We start from the raw sequence: 16,272 nt of genomic DNA, 5'->3' as shown, positions 1-16,272 counted from the left end.
GTATCCCGGTTGCGCTTTCCCGGTCGTCGCTGGCGCGCTCGCGGGCCGAGGCCTGCGGGCTCACAGCATCGGATCGCGCTCTCGTTGCCACTCGGGACGGGGGTCCTCCGGCGCGAACCACCCCGCGAGCCCGCTCGGGTCGGCCTCGTCGAACGCGATCTGACGCGACCGGTCGGCCGCGGCCTTCGCGAGCGCGAACGGGACCACGTACGCGACCGCGAACGGATCGAGACCCGCGGTCGGCGCGAGCGGACCGAGCGCGGCGGGAGCGACGCCTGCTGCGTCGACCGCCCCGGCGACGGCAACGGCCCCGAGGAACGAGACGGGGACGGCCACCACGCCGACACAGAGGTAGAAGACGACGACACGCTGGGCGGCCTCCAAGACCATGTACGCCGACCACGCCTCGTACCGCGGCGTGACGAAGAACTCCCGGCGGATCTCGACCGCCTGGGAGACGCAGACCGCGAGCGCCGCGGCGAGGACCGTCGGCGACGCGGCCGCGGCGACCGGGTCGACGGCGATCGCGTCGGCGATCATGAACGCGCCTATCGCGAGGAACCAGGCGATCCCGAGCGAGCGGGCGACGACAGGGGCGTTGCGCCGGTAGACCGGCGGTAGCCGGTCTGTGATAGGCGTCGGAAGGACGTGGCGGAGGCGGTCGACGACCCCGACCGGCTCGGGATCGCCGCTCCAGTGGTCGGCGTCGATCTCGGAGTTCTCGGAGAAGCCGACGATGTAGAACTCCCTGTCGTCGAGGTCGATCGGCCGCTCTGCGAACAGCGCGGCGGCGCTGTAGGCGGCGACCATGACGACGACTTCGATCCAGTAGACGACGAGGATCTCGGCGACGCGCCAGCCGAGGAAGACGACGCCGGCGACCGGCAGGAGGTTGGCGACGAGCACGACCGCGAGCCCTCCGCGATCGCTCGCGGCGGGCGGCTGGAGGGCGAACATCACCCGACGTGGCGGTCGCGGCGGGCATAAATCCACGGAGAACCGGCGTCGGTGCGCAAGACGCCCCGACGCCCTTTTTGTGCGCTCCCCGCAATCCGGCGGCATGGCCGCCGACTTAGAAGAAAAGACGGACCGGTACGAGCGGATGCTCGCGGACGCGCTCGCGGTCGCGGAGCCCCGCCCGCCCGCGGGCACGCCGCTCGGCGCGGCCGCGGCCGACGTGGCCGAGATGGCCGAGTCGTACCTCGAAGACGGCCGGCACTTCCGCGAGGCGAGCGATCCGGTCAACGCGCTCGCGTCGTACTCGTACGGCTACGGCTGGCTCGACGCCGGCGTCCGGATGGGGCTGTTCGCGGTGCCGGACGACACCGAGCTGTTCACCACGTGAGTGCCCGGCCGTCGACGAACCGGAAATCGCCTTCGCGCCGTCGAGCGGCGGTCACGCGTCGTCGAGCCGCGAGCGCGCGGCGTCGCGCGCGTCTCCGACGACCGCGATCGCGTCCCCGCGCTCTATCGTCCCGTCCGAGACGATCCGCGCGCGGAGCCCGCCCCGGTGGACGAGCGCGTCGCGGATCCCCTCGCGGGCGAGGTGCCGTTCGAGGTACGAGCACGGCTCGCACAGTTCGACGCCCTCACAGACCGCGTCGCCGACGCGGAACCGCGCGCCCACGAGGCGGTTGAGTCCGACGCCGGCGGTCGTGAGATTCCGCCGGTGTTCGTCCGCGCCGACGGGGATCCCGTAGTCGCGCTCGACGGCGTCGAGCGTCTCGCGTTCGATGAGCGAGACCTCCCGGCTCACGTCGCGGGACGACTGCGAGTAGGTCCCGCGGTCCAGGAAGTACCGGTCGCCGCGAAGCCCGCGGCCCGAGACGGCCTCGACGCCGTCCCGTTCCTCCATGGGCGCGCCCGACTCGGGCGCGGTGTGGACGGCTTCGACCCGCCCGGTCATGCCCCGTGTCCTCCGGTCATGTTCCGTGTCCTCCGACCATGCGTGTGTCTCACGCCGACGGCGGAGAAAGCGGTTACGCCGTGTCACTGACTGCCGCGGCGGAGGGCTCGCCGACGGCGTGTCCGACCTCGCCCTCGCTCTGTGCGCTCACTTCGGCCCTCGCTCTGTGCGCTCGCGGAGCCTTCGCAACAGCCCTGCCGTCCCGTCCATGTACGACTCCGCTAAGACGGTGTCTGCGGCGTCGCGAGCGGTCGCGTCCGCGTTGGCGACGGCGTACGATTCGCCGGCGACGGCGAACGTGGAGGCGTCGTTCTCGCTGTCGCCGACGGCGACGAAGCCGTCCGTGGCGAGCCCGAGCGCGTCGGCGACCCGTTCGAGCGCTTGTCCCTTGCTCACGTCCGTCGATTTGACGTGGTACGCGTAGCCGGTGTCGACGACCTCGACGCCGTCGGCGTCGGCCGCGACCTCGCGCAACAGGCGTTCGTCGGCGTCGAGAGACAGCGCGACCTCCGTCTCGCGCCAGCGGTTGACGGTGTCGCCGTCCCCCCAGCCGATCTCGCCGCCGCGCGCCTCGAACGCCTCGACGACGGCGCGGGGCGCGGCCGGGTCACCGAGGATCGACGTGTCGCCGTCGACGTACGCGACCCCGCCGTTCTCCGCGATCACGGTCTCCGGGCGGCCGAGGAAGTGCGCCAGCGCGACCGGATACGGGAACGCCTTGCCCGTCGCGAACACGACCGGCGCGTCCCAGTCGGGGAGCAGTTCGAAGACGCGCGAGTCGATCCGGCCGCTCGCCGTCGTCAGCGTCCCGTCGATGTCTAACGCGAGGGGCGGAACCATACCGCGGATCGGAGCGACCGAGGCAACTGTCTTGCGTTCGGCGGCGAACGAGGGAGCCACCGCGGTTGTCGGAGGGCTACCGCGGTCGGCGGATGACGACCGCGGTCGGCAGAGGATGACCGGGGGCGGTGGGGCGCTGCCGAGGGCCGTGGGGCGCTAGCGGGGACGGTCGAACAGCTCGCGAAACACGAGCGTGGGGAACCGCGGAACGAGCCGGCTCGGGGGACGTCCCTTGCCGTCGCTTCGCGCGACGGTCACTCGGTCGAGGAGGCCGGCGTCGGCCAGCTCGTAGAGGACGCGGCGCACGGTCGAGGCCGACAGGTCGACGGTCGGCCGCGAGGCGATCGTCTCGGTCGCGGCGCTCACCGACTTCCGGTTCGACTCGGGAAGGCTCACGAGTTCGTAGAGGAGGCGCTTCCGGCTCTCCGAAAGCGAGAGGACGCGGCCGAGCGCGACGCCGGGCTTCGTGATCTCCTCGATGCCCGCGTCGAGGTCGCGCGGGCGGATCGTCGACGCTCCCTCGCGCTCGGCCGTGACCGCCGCCCCCGTGATCGCCGCGAGCGCGTCGTGGGCGTCTCCCTCCGCCCACTCGCTGACCTCGCGGATCTGGTCGTGACTGACCGCGTCGCGGCCGAGGCCGGTCGAACACCGGCTGGTCAGAAGCTCGACGAGGACGTGCCGGCGGTACGGCTCGAAGGCGACCGACTCCGACACCTCCCACTCGATCGCGTCGGGGGACTGCCGACCCAGACACACCGGGACGATGCCGCCGCCCACGTCGTCGAGCCAGTCGACGACGGTGATCGGATCGGGCGTCTCCGGTTCGTTCACGTGGTCGACCGCGACGACGAGGTCCGGGCCGGTCCGCATCGCGCTTCGGAGCTTCTCTGCGAGCCCCTCGGTGCTGACGCCGTGTTCCGGCACCGGTTCGTCGCTCACCGCGTCGAGCGTGGCGTGGTACAGCCGGAACCGCGTGGCCGACAGCCGCGCGTCGACGTAGACGAACCCCGGAAGCGTCGGCTCGATCGCTCGGGTCGACGTCTGGATCGCCCGTCGCGGGCCGCTGTGCGCCGCGAGCCGCTCGAACAGCGCAGAGACGATCGCGGACTTCCCGCTCCCCTTCGGGCCGTGAATGTAGGCGCTCGGGGGGAGCCCGCCGGAGAAGGCCGGCTCGAAGACGTCGAGCAGCCGCTCGAAGGCCGGTCCCCGGCCGACGGGCGAGTCGACGTGGGAGACCGGCGAAACGGCCTCAAGGTCGACGAGGACGCCGGCACCGATGTCGTATCCGAGCCGGCGCTCGATCCGGTCGTCGATGTTCACGGGTCACCGTCCATCGGCCGGGAATAAAACCGGACCGGAGCGTTGTCGGCGTCCCCCGAAGCGCCGCTCGCGGCGCTTTCGAGCGCGTCGGCGGGCGGTTCTCGAACTCGGCGTCTCGGTGGATCCTGTGGCGTGATCATGAGCGTTCGGTGGGTGCTACGCGGCTCGCGGCTCAGCGTCTCCGAGCGGCCGCGGAGGGCCGCGGGGACGGTCCGGCGACGCGTGCCGCGGCGGTCTCGCTCTCGGCCGCGAAACGGTCTCGCGATCGTCCTCAGAGGTAGCCCGCGTTGGGTAGTATCCCGAGGATCGAGAGGATCGCCACGGCGACCATCGCGATGGCGATAGCCATCGCGGGCGGGTCGACGTGCGTGCCGGAGTGCGAGTAGAACAGCCGCTGCGTGACCTCGCCGAGGAGGCCGCTCACGGCACCGAACGCGCCGGCGGCGAGCAGCGCGACGACGCTCCCGGCGATGGGGTCGACGACGACCGCGCCGACGGCACCGATCAGGGTGATGTGATGGGTCACCGGGAAGTTCTCGACGCCGAGCTGCAAGAACAGCAGGCTCATCGCCGAGATCGCGTAGCCGAGGAAGATGCTCCCCGTCTGGATCCAGATGTAGCCGCCGAGAAGGCCCCCGACGACGCCGATGACGGCGACGTTCAGCCACTTGTACTGCTGCGGGAGCCACGGCTCCGTCGCGAGCCGCCCGGCGTGTTCTTCCGGGCCGCCGTCCGCCTGCGGATGCGGCTCTTCGTTTTCGAACGGCGACATGTCGAGGTAACCGGAGCCGTTCGGCGATCCGACGATCGGATACCCGAACGCGGCCCGGGCGATGAACGCGCTCAACACGACCGTGAGCGCGATGGAGTCGGTCACGCCGGTGCCGCTCACGACGAGCAGGCTCGCGGACAGCTGGTTGATGACGACGCCGAGCACGCCGAATATCGCGCCCACGGCGAGGATGTCCGGCTTCGTGCCGAACGCGTACAGGATGTTCTTCCCGAAGTGGTAGTCCCACCCGGCGGGCTCCATCTCGGGGTACTTCTTGCCGGCGTACGCGGAGGCGGCCACGCCGCCCGCGAACGCGATGTGCGGCCCGGTGATGGCCCCGAAGCCGAGGACGCCGGTGATGCCGGTGGCGAGCTGTCCGGGTTCGATAGCACCGATCTGGCCGGTCACTTGCCGTTGCAGAATTGCGACGCCCTCACCGAGGAACACGACGAAGCCCGTGAAGACGAACGCCGGCAGCGCGCCGATCGCGGCACCGAACGCGCCGCCCGCGAGCGCGGTGATGATGAGGAGCAGGAACTGCTCGACCGGCATCCCGATGACCGGGACCGTCAAGAGGAGTCCACTCATGATCTACTCCTCCTGTGCCCAGTCGAGCGACTTCTCGACGGCGTCGCCCCAGCGGTCGTACAGCGGGTCGACCTCCGACTGGCTCTTTTCGGGCGTGAACTCGCGGTCGACCTGCCAGTTGTCGCGGAGTTCGTCGACGGTGTCCCAGTAGCCGACGGCGAGCCCGGCGGCGTACGCGGAGCCGAGCGCGGTCGTCTCGTCGACTTCCGGTCGGGCGATGTCCGTCTGGATGATGTCGGACTGGAGCTGACAGAGGAAGTTGTTCTTCACCGCGCCGCCGTCGACGCGGAGGCTCGTCGTCTCCACGCCGGAGTCGGCCTCCATCGCCTCCGCGACGTCGCGCGTCTGGTAGGCGATCGATTCGAGCGTGGCGCGGACGATGTGTTCCTTGCTCGTGCCCCGGGTCATCCCGACGATGGTGCCGCGGGCGCGACCGTCCCAGTGGGGCGCGCCGAGCCCCGTGAACGCCGGGACCATGTAGACGCCGTCGGTCGAATCGACCGACCGAGCGAGCTCTGCGGTCTGTGCGGCGTTGTTGATCAGGTCGACGTCCTCTAACCACTCGATCGCGGCACCGGTGATGAAGATCGAGCCTTCGAGCGCGTACTGAACCGGCTCGCCGGACATCTGGAAGCCGATGGTCGTCAGGAGTCCGTGGTCGGACTCGACGGCGTCGGTGCCCGTGTTCATCAGGTAGAAGGAGCCGGTGCCGTACGTGTTCTTGGCGTCGCCCTCGTCGAAGCAGGTCTGCCCGAACAGCGCGGCCTGCTGGTCGCCCAGCGCGCCGGCGACGGGGACCTCCTCGCCGAGGAAGCCGTCCGCGTCGGTGTGGCCGTAGTACTCCTCGTCCGAGGAGGGGCGTACTTCGGGCACCATCTGCTTCGGCACGTCGAACTCCTCCAGCAGTTCGTCGTCCCACTCCAAGTCCCGGATGTTGTACAGCATCGTCCGGGAGGCGTTGGTGACGTCCGTGATGTGGTTGCCCGTGAGGTTATAGATGAGCCACGAGTCGATCGTCCCCATCACCAGCTCGCCGTCGCGGGCGCGGTCGCGGAGGTCGCCGCCGCGGGAGCTCTGCATCTTGAGCGGCTCCGCGTTGTCGAGGATCCACTCGGTCTTGGTCGCGGAGAAGTACGCGTCTGCTTCGAGGCCGGTCTTCTCGCGGATCTCCTCGACCATGTCCGCCTCCTGCAGTTCCTCGACGCGGTCGGTCGTCCGACGGTCCTGCCAGACTAAGGCGTTGTGGACCGGCTTGCCGGAGTCCTTGTCCCAGACGATCGTCGTCTCGCGCTGGTTCGTGATCCCGATCGCGTCGAGCTGGTCCGCTTCGAGCCCCGCGTCCGCGAGGCCGTCGAGGACCACCTGCTGCGTGTTCTCCCAGATCTCGATCGGGTCGTGTTCGACCCAGCCGGGATTGGGGTAGATCTGTTCGTGTTGTTCGTAAGCGTTCGCGACGACCTGCCCGCCGTGGTCGAACACCATAAAGCGGGTGCCAGTCGTCCCCTGGTCTATCGCACCGACGTACTGTGTCATGTGTTTGATCCCTCCTGTGGCGCTGGTCCGGTCTCGACGGCGACGGTCGCAAACGGCGTCGCGGTGGTCGACCGGACCACCGCCACCGTCCGGAACACGCCGCGGCGTCCCCCCTGCGGCGTTCGCCGCAGACCCCGCGTTCGGCGGCGAGACCGACTCGTCGCCCGAACGCGAGCACGTCGCCATCGCCGACGCGACATATCTTCACGGAAGCTACCACGCCGTTCGTGAACATAACGTACTACCATAATAAACTTCCCGTTAAAATCTCGATTGAGCGCCGTATGAAAAAGACAGTATATAATCTTCTCGGTGACTCTGCCCGACAACCTATATGAATAACTCGTATCGTTACCCGCGGTAGTAGGTAGGAGATAAAGTAAAGTGGGCAGGGTCCAAGCGATACGCATGGACAGACAGGTGGACGTCGTCGTCGTCGGTGGGGGTTCGACGGGATGCGGCGTCGTCAGGGACCTTGCGCGGCGGGGGCTGGAGGCGGTCCTCGTCGAGAAGGGGAACCTGACGCACGGGACGACGGGGCGCATGCACGGACTGTTACACAGCGGGGGGCGGTACGCCGTCTCAGACCAGAAGAGCGCCCGCGAGTGTATCGAGGAGAACCGCGTGCTCCGCGACATCGCGGCCCACTGCGTCGAGGAGACCGGCGGGCTGTTCGTGAAGCGACCGGAGGACTCGGAGGAGTACTTCCAGGAGAAACTGGAGGGGTGTCGCGCGTGTGACATCCCTGCGGAGGTGATCGACGGCGACGAGGCTCGCCGACGCGAGCCGTACCTCGCGCGAGACGTGGAGAAGGCGATCGCGTTACCCGACGGCGCGGTCGACCCGTTCCGGCTCTGCGTGTCGAACGCGGCCGACGCCCGCGAGCACGGCGCGCGGATCGAGACCCACGCGCCGGTCACCGACGTGCTCGTCGAGAACGGCGAGGTCGTCGGCGTCGAGATCGAACACGAGACGGGCCCCGGCAAGCGCGTCCACCGCGAGCCGGGGGCGACGGAGGAGATCCGCGCGCGCCACGTGGTCAACGCCACCGGCGCGTGGGCGGGCAACGTCGGCGAGATGGCCGGCGTCGACGTGGAGGTACGCCCCTCGAAGGGGGTGATGACGGTGATGAACACCCGGCAGGTCGACACCGTGATCAACCGCTGCCGGCCGAAGGGCGACGCCGACATAATCGTTCCCCACGAGACCGCCTGCATCCTCGGAACGACCGACGAGGAGGTCGACGACCCCGAGGACTACCCCGAGGAGGACTGGGAGGTCGACCTGATGATCGAGACGCTCTCCGAGCTGGTGCCGGAGCTCAAGAACGCCCGGACGCTCCGGTCGTTCTGGGGCGTCCGGCCGCTGTACGAGCCGCCGGGCACGGGCACCGAGGACCCGACCGACATCACGCGCGACTACTTCCTCTTGGACCACGGCGACCGCGACGACCTCCCGGGGATGACGACCATCGTCGGCGGGAAGCTCACCACCTACCGGATGATGGCGGAGTCCATCTCCGATCACGTCTGCGACGCGCTCGGCCACGAGGCGACCTGCGACACCGCCGACGCGCCGCTGCCCGGCTCCGAGAGCCCGGCGCGGATGAACGAGCTGATGGACGAGTTCGGCCTCCGGTCGCCGGTCGCCCGGCGGTCGGGCCAGCGGCTCGGGTCGCGCGCCGAGGACGTGCTGGAGGGCGTCGACCCCAACCCCGTCGTCTGCGAGTGCGAGGGCGTCACGCGCGCGGAGGTGCGGGACGCGATCGACGAGGCAGGCAGCGACCTCAACGCGGTCCGGCTCCGGACCCGCGCCTCGATGGGCAACTGTCAGGGCGGGTTCTGCTCACACCGGATCGCCGCGGAGCTCGCTCGGGAGTACCCGGAACCGGTCGTCCGCGACGCCGAAGACGAGCTGTATCAGGAGCGCTGGAAGGGACAGCGGCACGCGCTGTGGGGCCGGCAGCTCTCGCAGGCGATGTTGAACCACCTGCTGCACGCGACGACGATGAACCGCGACGGCGACCCGGCGAGCCTCGACGGCTCGGTGGACTTCGGCGCGTTCGACGCCGGTGCCGACGCCGACGCGGCCGGCTCGGACGGCTCCGAACCCGCCGGAACCGCCGCGGCCGACGGCGGCCGGGTCGGCGAGAACGCCGCGACGGACGGGGTGACCGATGGCGATCGATAGCGACGTGCTCGTCGTCGGCGGCGGCCTAGCGGCGGTCGCGGCGGCGGTCGCGGCGGCCCGCGAGGGCGCGGACGTGCGGCTCGTCTCGCACAAGTCGAGCACGCTCCGGCAGGCCTCCGGGCTGATCGACGCGCTCGGCTACGTCCCGGCGACCGAGCCCGCGACGCCGCTCCGAGAGGGGCCGCCGACGGCGGGCCGCGAACTCGACCGCGACGAGTGGCCGGACCCGGAGGGGCCGCTTTCCGACCCGTTCGAGGGGATCGAACGGCTTCCCGACTCGCATCCGTACCGGATCGTCGGCGCGGACGCGCTCCGCGAGGGGCTCGCGCTCTTCGACGACCTCGCCGGCGACGCCTACCGCGGGGGCCACACCGACCGCAACGCCCTCGTTCCGACGTTCGGCGGGAGCGTGAAGCCGACCGCGCGGTACCCCGCGTCCGCCGAGGCGGGACTCGCGAGCGACCCGCGGCCGACGCTCATCGTCGGGTTCCGGTCGCTCACGGAGTACGACGCGCGGGCGTTCGCGGGGCGGCTGGAGGCCGCCGGCGTCCCGTTCGACGTCGCCGGCGCGGAAGTCGAGTTCGCGGAGGCGTTCCGCGCCGACACGAAGGTGACGCGGGTCGCGAAGGCGCTCGACCACGACGAGGAGATCGAGGGGACGCCCGCTCGCGAGGCGCTCGCGAGGGCGGTCGCGCCGCACCTCCACGACGCCGAAGACGAGGCGGGCGGCGTCGAGCGCGTCGACCGCGTGGGGTTCCCGGCGTTCCTCGGCGACGACCGCGGCGACGAGGTCCGCGCCGAGCTCGCCGACCGGCTCGGCGCGGACGTGTTCGAGATTCCGATGGGGCCGCCGAGCCTGCCGGGGCTCCGGCTCGAAGACCGGCTGTACGACGCGCTCGCCGACGCCGGCGTCCGGTTCGAGACCGGCAACCCCGTCGTGGGGATCGACGCGGCCGCAGACGGGCGGATCGAGACCGTCTCGGTCGACCGGAAGGGCCGGGAGACGCCGTACGGCGCGGACGCGTTCGTGCTGGCGACGGGCGGACTCGTGGGCAAGGGGCTCGACTCCGACCGAGAGGGCGTCCGCGAGCCCGTCTTCGACCTGCACGTCGACCAGCCGGCGGACCGCTACGACTGGTTCGTCGACGACGCGTTCGGCGACCAGCCGTACGCCCGGTTCGGAGTGCGTCCCGACGAGCGGTGTCGGCCGCTGGACGCGGACGGGGGGGTACAGTACGAGAACGTCTTCGCGGCCGGCGGGGTCGTCGGCGGCGCGGACGTGGCGAGAGAGAAATCCGCGAGCGGGGTGTCGCTCGCGACCGGCGTGACGGCCGGACGAGAGGCGGCGACGGAGGCGAACGAATGACACGAGACACACGAACCGACGAGGACGACGGGAGAGAGACGACCGGCGAACCGGGAGAGACGACCGACGACTCGGACGAAACGCCGCGTCCGGGGCCGGGCGTGCCCCGGGTCGGCCGCGACGAGCAGCCGTCGATCTTCGTCCCGGACGAGGGGGACTCGGCGGGGGGAGACGCGGCGCGGCTTTCGGACCGCGCCGCCACCGACGGCGGCGTCGAGAGCGCGACCGGCGGCTCCGATTCGGCCGAGCTCGACCCCGACGCCTACGACCCGGTCGACGTGTTCCCCGGCGGCGACCTCGACCTGAGGGAGGGCGCGGACTCCTGTTACAAGTGCACGAGCTGTGACACCTCCTGTCCGGTCGCCGAGGTCGACGAGGAGTTCCCGGGGCCGAAGTTCCAGGGACCGGAGCAGTGGCGGCTCAAGCGCAAGGACGACCACGACATCGACGAGTCGATCACGTCGTGTTCGAACTGCATGCGGTGTGACTCCGCGTGTCCCTCCTCTGTGCCGCTCTCGCAGATGCACAACGAGGCGCGGGGGCAGTTCGTCGAAGAGCAGATGGAGAAGCTCTCGCGGGAGTACGTTCGCAATCGGATCCTCTCGAACTACCGCTTTTTCGCCTCCATCGCGAGCAAGGTCCCGCGGCTGGCGAACGCGGCGGCGAAGATCCCGGGCGCGATGACGCTCGGCGAGAAGGTGCTCGGGATCGCCGGCGAGCGCGACTTCCCCGAGTTCGCCACCCAGACGTTCCGCGAGTGGTGGCGCGAGCGCGGCGGCGCGCAGGTCGAGAACCCGGACAAGCGGGTGGCGTACTTCCACGGCTGCTACTCGAACTACAACACCCCAGAGGTCGGCAAGGCCATGGTGCGGGTGTACGAGCACTTCGGGTACGAGGTCATGGTGCCGCCCCAGAAGTGCTCCGGGACGCCGATGTTCGCGAACGGGATGTTGAAAGACGCCCGGAGACACGCGGAGACGAACGTCGAGAACCTCGTCGAGGCGATAGGCGAGGGCGCGGACGTGATCGCGTCGTGTACCTCCTGTTCGCTCTCCTTGCGACAGGAGTACCCCGAACTGTTCGACATCCACGGGATCGAGGACGTCTCCGAGCACACCTTCGAGGCGCTCGAATACCTCCGGATCCACGAGGATCTGGAGGGTGAGCTGGCGGACACCGAGCTCGCCGACGAGCAGTCGTTCGCGTACCACGCGCCGTGTCACGCCCGCAACCAGGGACTCTCTCGGCAGGCCGTCGAGACGTTCCGCGACGTGGAGGGCGTCGAGATGGAAGACGTCGGCGACTCCTGTTCCGGCATCTCCGGGACCTACGGCTGGAAAGAAGAGAAGTACGAGAAGTCGATGGAGATCGGCGCGGAGATGTTCGAGCACATGGAGGACGCCGAGGGCGACGTGGGGATGACCGAGTGTCCGACCTGCGCGATGCAGATGGAACACGGCACGGGCTACGAGATCAGACACCCGCTCCAACTGCTCGAAGACACGGTCGCCTGAGAGGTCCAGCGAACGAGAACGCGTCGGTGAGTGACCGACGCGCAGACTGAAAAATCCCCGGCCTGACGGCCCTCGACCGCCGTTTTTCAAAACGGATAACCGCGAGCCAATACTTATACGAGATTCACCCGGAACACGTTTCGTGACGCTCGAACAGCTCCTCGACCGCTTCGACGGCGTCGAGCGATCCCTCGTCGTGGTCAACCGGACCGACCCCGACCCCGTGTTGAACATGCTCGTCGACACGTTCGGGGACGACGGGGTGACCGTGATCGACGGACAAGCGGTGGGAGAGACGACGGGGGAGAGGCGATCGGCGGACGGCGAAGGGTCAGAGGACACGGGCACCCACGCCCGGAAGCGGGCGGACGGCGCGGGAACGGAGGCGGCAGACGGGGCAAGGACGGAGGCGGCAGACGGCGCGAGAACGGAGGCGGCCGACGGCACGAGAACGGAGGCGGACCGCAGAGCAGTCTCCTCTGGGGCGACGCGCGACAGCGGCCTCACCGCGAGCGAGTTCACCGCGATACGGACCACCGGGGACGACCCCGAGGCCGCGCCCGATCTCGTGATCGACGCGGAGGAGCTGCGTCGGAACGACGCGGTGTCGTTCGACGGCGACAGTCTGGCCGACGTCGAGAACCTCGCGCTCCTCGTCGAGGGCGACGAGGTGATAGCGGGGTCGACGCTCGGCGAACTGGGTGACGCCGTGCTTTTCGTCAACTCCGACCTCTATATCACGGGCAGCCGCCCCATCGCCGACCTCGATCTCCCGGCCGTCATCTCCGGGCTCGACGACACGCTGTTCACGCTGCGGGGCTATCCGGAATCGAACAGACAGAAACTGCTTCTCATCACCATCTCTCGGTTCATCGAACGCGCCGCGTGGATCGCCGGGAACGGCACGCTCCGCTCGTCGTTCCAGCGGCTCTCCCGTCTCGACGACGAGGTCGGAACCCGAGACGTGTACGAGCGCGTTGCCGGCGGCGGAGTCGAGACGCACCTCTACGGCGTGCCCGACGACGTGCCGAACGGGCTCGACGCGACGATTCACAGCGGCTACACGCCGGATTACACCGACAGCTGGTTCGTCGTGTACCGGCCGCCGGACGGACCGCGGCCGGTCGGGCCGGACGCGGGTGCCGATATCAAGCGCGGGCTCGAAGGCGGCGTCGCCCTCCTCGCGGTCGAGTCGGAACCGCGCGTCTGGCGCGGGCTCTGGTCGTTCGAGCCGGATCGCGTCCGCGCGATTCACCGGTACATCGATCGAAACCTGTAGCCGCCGGGGCGCGTCCCGCGACCGTCGCGGCGAGGCGACCGAGTAAATACCACGTCGCCCGCGTCGTGAATCCAACCCGTGAGTTCATATTCTCCGAGCGGTGACGGACGGTCATGTTCACGGAGCGGTCGGACCTCCTCGCGGGCGACGACCCACTTCGCGGCTACGGTATCGCGGTGACGCCGGGCCGGGAGGGGCCGCTCCTTTTCGTCGCCGGCTACGGAGAGCCGAACCGCCTGTACGCCCGCGACGGCGACCGCTTCGTCGACACCGCCTGCGGGATCGTCGCCGACGGGACCCGCCACGGGATGGGCGTCTGCGCCGCCGACCTCGACGCCGACGGCTGCGAGGAGGTGTACGTACACAACTGCGCGAGAGGGGTCGACGGCGGCGATCCGGACCTGCTCTTGAGCCGGGTCGAATCGGATCGGTTCCGCTGGACCGACGTGTTCGCTCTCGACGTCAACGCGGACCGCCTCGACGTCCGCGCCGGGCGCTCCGTGGCCGCGCTCGACCGCCTCGGAACGGGACGATACGGGGTCGCCGTCTCCGGATACGCCGCACCGCTCGCGTTCTACGAGCTCGGCGACGACGGGGAGATAACGGACATGGCAGAGGCCGTCGGCCTCACGGTCGAGGGCGGCTGTCGCTCGCTGCTCTCGATTCCCGACTGCTCCGGCGAGGGCGACCTGTTCGCCGGCGTCGAGCGGGGAGCGAACCGGCTGTTCCGGAACGAGGGGGGCCACTACGACGGGTCCGGCGACGTCCCGGCGCTCGCGGACCCGGCCGGCGACACCCGCGGTGCCGCGCTCGTCGACGAGGGCGGCGCGTTCGCGTTCGCCATCGGCAACGAGGACGGGCCGAACCGCCTCCTCCGCCGCACCGAGTCCGGGTCGTTTTCGGACGTGGCGACGGACTCGCTCCGGGGTCCTCGGCGCGTCCGAACGGTCGTCGCCGCCGACTTCGACAACGACGGCCGCGAGGAGCTGTTTTACAACGCCGCCGGCGAGCCGAACCGCCTCTACGAGCGCGTCGAAGAACGGGCCACCGACCGGACCGACCGGGCCGACGCCGGCGAGGACGCGCGCTGGCGGCGCGTCGACCCCGGGCCCGCAGCCGAGCCGGACGGGTTCGGTACGGGAGCGGTCGCCGCCGACCTCGACGGCGACGGGGTCCTCGAACTGGTCGTCGTCCACGGCGAGGTCGCCGCACAGCCGATCACGGTGTACCGACATTCGGACGCCGCGGACGCCGACTGGCTTCGGATCCGGCCCTCGACGCGGTACGGAGCCCCCGCCCGCGGCGCGGTCGTCAGCCTCGATACGACGGACGGAACCCAGTGCCGCGCGATCGACGCCGGCGGGGGCTGTCTCTGTCAGACCGAGCCGGTGGCGCACTTCGGCCTCGGGGACGCGACGCCCCTCAGCGCGACCGTCCGCTGGCCGGACGGCCGCGAACGGACCCTGACCGATCTCCCGACGAACGCGTCGATCGGCGTCGAACACCCGTCGAACCTGGCCGTGACGCGACGGCGCGGCGGTCGAGTCGGCGGGTCGTCGGCGGGGCGGTGACCCCGCGGCGACAGTCGACCCGTCCGCCAGCGACCCGCCGCCGCTTATAATCCCGCGTCCCGATACGCCTGTATGGACGGAGACGCCACCGTCGTCGGCGGCGGGCTAAGCGGGCTCGTCGCGGCGGCCCGACTCGCGGACGCGGGCGCGGACGTGACGCTTCTCGAACGCCGCCCGGAGGTCGGCGGCCGCGTGCGGACCGAGACGGTCGACGGATTCACGCTCGACCGCGGGTTCCAGGTGCTTTTCACGGGCTATCCCGCCGTCGAGCGCGAACTCGGCTCCGACGGGGTCGACGACCTCGACCTCCGGCGGTTCGCTCCCGGCGCGACGATCTGTCGACCGGGGTCGCGCGCGGTGCTCGCCGATCCGATCCGCGACCCCCGGCACGCGCTCGCGTCGCTGCGAAACGACGAGGTGTCGTTCTCTGACAAGTTCCGGACGCTCGCGCTCCGGTACGACCTCGACCGACGGAACGAGAGCGACTTCTTCTCCGGACCGGACGCGTCCATCCGCGAGTACCTCCGCGACTGGGGGTTCGCCGACGACTACCTCGCGAACTTCGTCGAGCCGTTCTACGGCGGGATCACCCTCGACCGCACGCTGTCGACCTCCAAGCAGGTCTTCGAGTACACGTTCCGCGCGATGAGCCGCGGCGCGATCGGCGTGCCGGCGGCGGGGATGGCGGCGCTCCCCGAGGCGCTCGCCGATCGCGCCCGGTCGGCGGGCGTCGAGATACGGACCGACGCGGCCGTCGAGTCGGTCCGAGCGGCGGGCGGCGGGCGGCTCCCCTTCCGAGGCGGAGCGTCCGCCGGGCGCGCCGTCGTCGAGCTCGAAGACGGCTCGACGCGCGAGAGCGACGCGGTCGTCGTGGCCGCGTCGCCGCCGGAGGCCCGCGAGCTTACCGGCGTCGACGCGATCCCCACGGAGGGCGTCCCCAACGTCACCGGTTGGTACGCGCTGCCGGCGGACGCGGCCCCCGATGCCGGCTCCCGGATCCTGCTCAACGCCGCCGGCGAGTCGCCGAACGCGGTCGTGCCGATGTCGACGGTCGCGCCGGAGTACGCGCCCGACGGTCGGGCGCTGCTCGCGGCGACGTTCCTCGGCGACGGACCGCTACACCGCCCCGCGGACGCGCTCCGCGACGACGTCCGCGACGCGCTTCGCGCGTGGTTCCCGGAGGGCGACTTCGCCGACTTGGAGACCGTCGACGTCCACCGGATCCGGTTCGCGCAGTTCGCACAGCCGCCGGGCGTCCACGCGGCGCTCCCCGACACGGACGACCCCGAGGGGCCGGTCGTGCTCGCCGGCGACTACACGGAGTGGTCGTCGATTCAGGGAGCGATGGAGAGCGGGAGGACGGCGGCGGAGGCGGCGCGAACGTACCTGTAGG

The 16,272-nt window shown here is 70.5% G+C and carries 13 protein-coding genes; 7 read left to right on the top strand and 6 right to left on the bottom strand.

Going from position 1 to position 16,272, the window contains the following annotated elements:
* Nucleotides 1-60: 60 nt before the first annotated feature.
* The gene (locus NO930_RS12920) at nucleotides 61-957 is read right to left on the bottom strand and encodes a DUF6498-containing protein (RefSeq protein ID WP_256403769.1); all 897 of its coding nucleotides are present in this window, start codon (nucleotides 955-957) and stop codon (nucleotides 61-63) included.
* 103 nt (nucleotides 958-1,060) lie between these two features.
* On the opposite strand from NO930_RS12920, the gene NO930_RS12915 reads away from it, so the two are divergent.
* Nucleotides 1,061-1,345 (top strand): DUF357 domain-containing protein, encoded by a 285-nt coding sequence (locus NO930_RS12915; protein WP_256403768.1) that lies wholly within the window; start codon nucleotides 1,061-1,063, stop codon nucleotides 1,343-1,345.
* 51 nt (nucleotides 1,346-1,396) lie between these two features.
* Here the strand turns inward: NO930_RS12915 and NO930_RS12910 are convergent, their stop codons facing one another.
* The 5 genes from NO930_RS12910 to glpK all read right to left on the bottom strand — a co-directional run bounded on the left by NO930_RS12910 (nucleotide 1,397) and on the right by glpK (nucleotide 6,959).
* Nucleotides 1,397-1,906 (bottom strand): MOSC domain-containing protein, encoded by a 510-nt coding sequence (locus NO930_RS12910; protein ID WP_256403767.1) that lies wholly within the window; start codon nucleotides 1,904-1,906, stop codon nucleotides 1,397-1,399.
* Between the two features lie 147 nt (nucleotides 1,907-2,053).
* Nucleotides 2,054-2,746, bottom strand: a complete 693-nt coding sequence (locus NO930_RS12905; protein ID WP_256403766.1) for an HAD-IIB family hydrolase — start codon at nucleotides 2,744-2,746, stop codon at nucleotides 2,054-2,056.
* 156 nt (nucleotides 2,747-2,902) lie between these two features.
* A complete protein-coding gene (locus NO930_RS12900; RefSeq protein WP_256403765.1) occupies nucleotides 2,903-4,066 on the bottom strand; it encodes a Cdc6/Cdc18 family protein in 1,164 nt (387 codons plus the stop codon).
* A 271-nt stretch (nucleotides 4,067-4,337) separates the two neighbouring features.
* A complete protein-coding gene (locus tag NO930_RS12895; RefSeq protein WP_137783674.1) occupies nucleotides 4,338-5,426 on the bottom strand; it encodes a DUF7973 family transport facilitator in 1,089 nt (362 codons plus the stop codon).
* A 3-nt stretch (nucleotides 5,427-5,429) separates the two neighbouring features.
* Complete coding sequence (gene glpK, locus NO930_RS12890; RefSeq protein WP_137783675.1) at nucleotides 5,430-6,959, bottom strand: glycerol kinase GlpK; 1,530 nt, start codon at nucleotides 6,957-6,959, stop codon at nucleotides 5,430-5,432.
* Between the two features lie 408 nt (nucleotides 6,960-7,367).
* Here glpK and glpA point away from each other — a divergent pair, with 408 nt between their 5' ends.
* The 6 genes from glpA to NO930_RS12860 all read left to right on the top strand — a co-directional run bounded on the left by glpA (nucleotide 7,368) and on the right by NO930_RS12860 (nucleotide 16,271).
* Nucleotides 7,368-9,149 carry an anaerobic glycerol-3-phosphate dehydrogenase subunit GlpA gene (gene glpA, locus NO930_RS12885; RefSeq protein WP_256403764.1) on the top strand — a complete coding sequence of 594 codons (1,782 nt, stop codon included), beginning with the start codon at nucleotides 7,368-7,370 and terminating at the stop codon, nucleotides 9,147-9,149.
* Nucleotides 9,136-10,515 (top strand): glycerol-3-phosphate dehydrogenase subunit GlpB, encoded by a 1,380-nt coding sequence (gene glpB, locus NO930_RS12880; RefSeq protein WP_256403763.1) that lies wholly within the window; start codon nucleotides 9,136-9,138, stop codon nucleotides 10,513-10,515. The genes glpA and glpB overlap by 14 nt, the downstream gene beginning before the upstream one ends.
* A complete protein-coding gene (locus NO930_RS12875) occupies nucleotides 10,512-12,029 on the top strand; it encodes an anaerobic glycerol-3-phosphate dehydrogenase subunit C (protein ID WP_256403762.1) in 1,518 nt (505 codons plus the stop codon). The genes glpB and NO930_RS12875 overlap by 4 nt, the downstream gene beginning before the upstream one ends.
* A gap of 142 nt (nucleotides 12,030-12,171) precedes the next feature.
* Nucleotides 12,172-13,308 carry a hypothetical protein gene (locus NO930_RS12870; RefSeq protein WP_256403761.1) on the top strand — a complete coding sequence of 379 codons (1,137 nt, stop codon included), beginning with the start codon at nucleotides 12,172-12,174 and terminating at the stop codon, nucleotides 13,306-13,308.
* Nucleotides 13,309-13,421: 113 nt separating this feature from the next.
* Nucleotides 13,422-14,879 carry a CRTAC1 family protein gene (locus tag NO930_RS12865; RefSeq protein ID WP_256403760.1) on the top strand — a complete coding sequence of 486 codons (1,458 nt, stop codon included), beginning with the start codon at nucleotides 13,422-13,424 and terminating at the stop codon, nucleotides 14,877-14,879.
* 72 nt (nucleotides 14,880-14,951) lie between these two features.
* Nucleotides 14,952-16,271, top strand: coding sequence for an NAD(P)/FAD-dependent oxidoreductase (locus NO930_RS12860; protein WP_256403759.1), 1,320 nt, complete (start codon nucleotides 14,952-14,954; stop codon nucleotides 16,269-16,271).
* The last annotated feature ends 1 nt before the right edge of the window (nucleotide 16,272 follow it).

This window comes from Halorubrum salinum (assembly GCF_024494575.1).
Classification (GTDB): Archaea; Halobacteriota; Halobacteria; order Halobacteriales; family Haloferacaceae; genus Halorubrum; species Halorubrum salinum.
Note: the sequence above shows the minus strand (reverse complement) of the source record. Positions and strands in the feature narration are given on the sequence as shown.

Coding starts and splice junctions, on each gene's coding strand:
- NO930_RS12920 (WP_256403769.1), bottom strand. CDS start 957: ATGTTCGCCCTCCAGCCGCCCGCCGCGAGCGATCGCGGAGGGCTCGCG.
- NO930_RS12915 (WP_256403768.1), top strand. CDS start 1,061: ATGGCCGCCGACTTAGAAGAAAAGACGGACCGGTACGAGCGGATGCTC.
- NO930_RS12910 (WP_256403767.1), bottom strand. CDS start 1,906: ATGACCGGGCGGGTCGAAGCCGTCCACACCGCGCCCGAGTCGGGCGCG.
- NO930_RS12905 (WP_256403766.1), bottom strand. CDS start 2,746: ATGGTTCCGCCCCTCGCGTTAGACATCGACGGGACGCTGACGACGGCG.
- NO930_RS12895 (WP_137783674.1), bottom strand. CDS start 5,426: ATGAGTGGACTCCTCTTGACGGTCCCGGTCATCGGGATGCCGGTCGAG.
- glpK (WP_137783675.1), bottom strand. CDS start 6,959: ATGACACAGTACGTCGGTGCGATAGACCAGGGGACGACTGGCACCCGC.
- glpA (WP_256403764.1), top strand. CDS start 7,368: ATGGACAGACAGGTGGACGTCGTCGTCGTCGGTGGGGGTTCGACGGGA.
- glpB (WP_256403763.1), top strand. CDS start 9,136: ATGGCGATCGATAGCGACGTGCTCGTCGTCGGCGGCGGCCTAGCGGCG.
- NO930_RS12875 (WP_256403762.1), top strand. CDS start 10,512: ATGACACGAGACACACGAACCGACGAGGACGACGGGAGAGAGACGACC.
- NO930_RS12865 (WP_256403760.1), top strand. CDS start 13,422: ATGTTCACGGAGCGGTCGGACCTCCTCGCGGGCGACGACCCACTTCGC.
- NO930_RS12860 (WP_256403759.1), top strand. CDS start 14,952: ATGGACGGAGACGCCACCGTCGTCGGCGGCGGGCTAAGCGGGCTCGTC.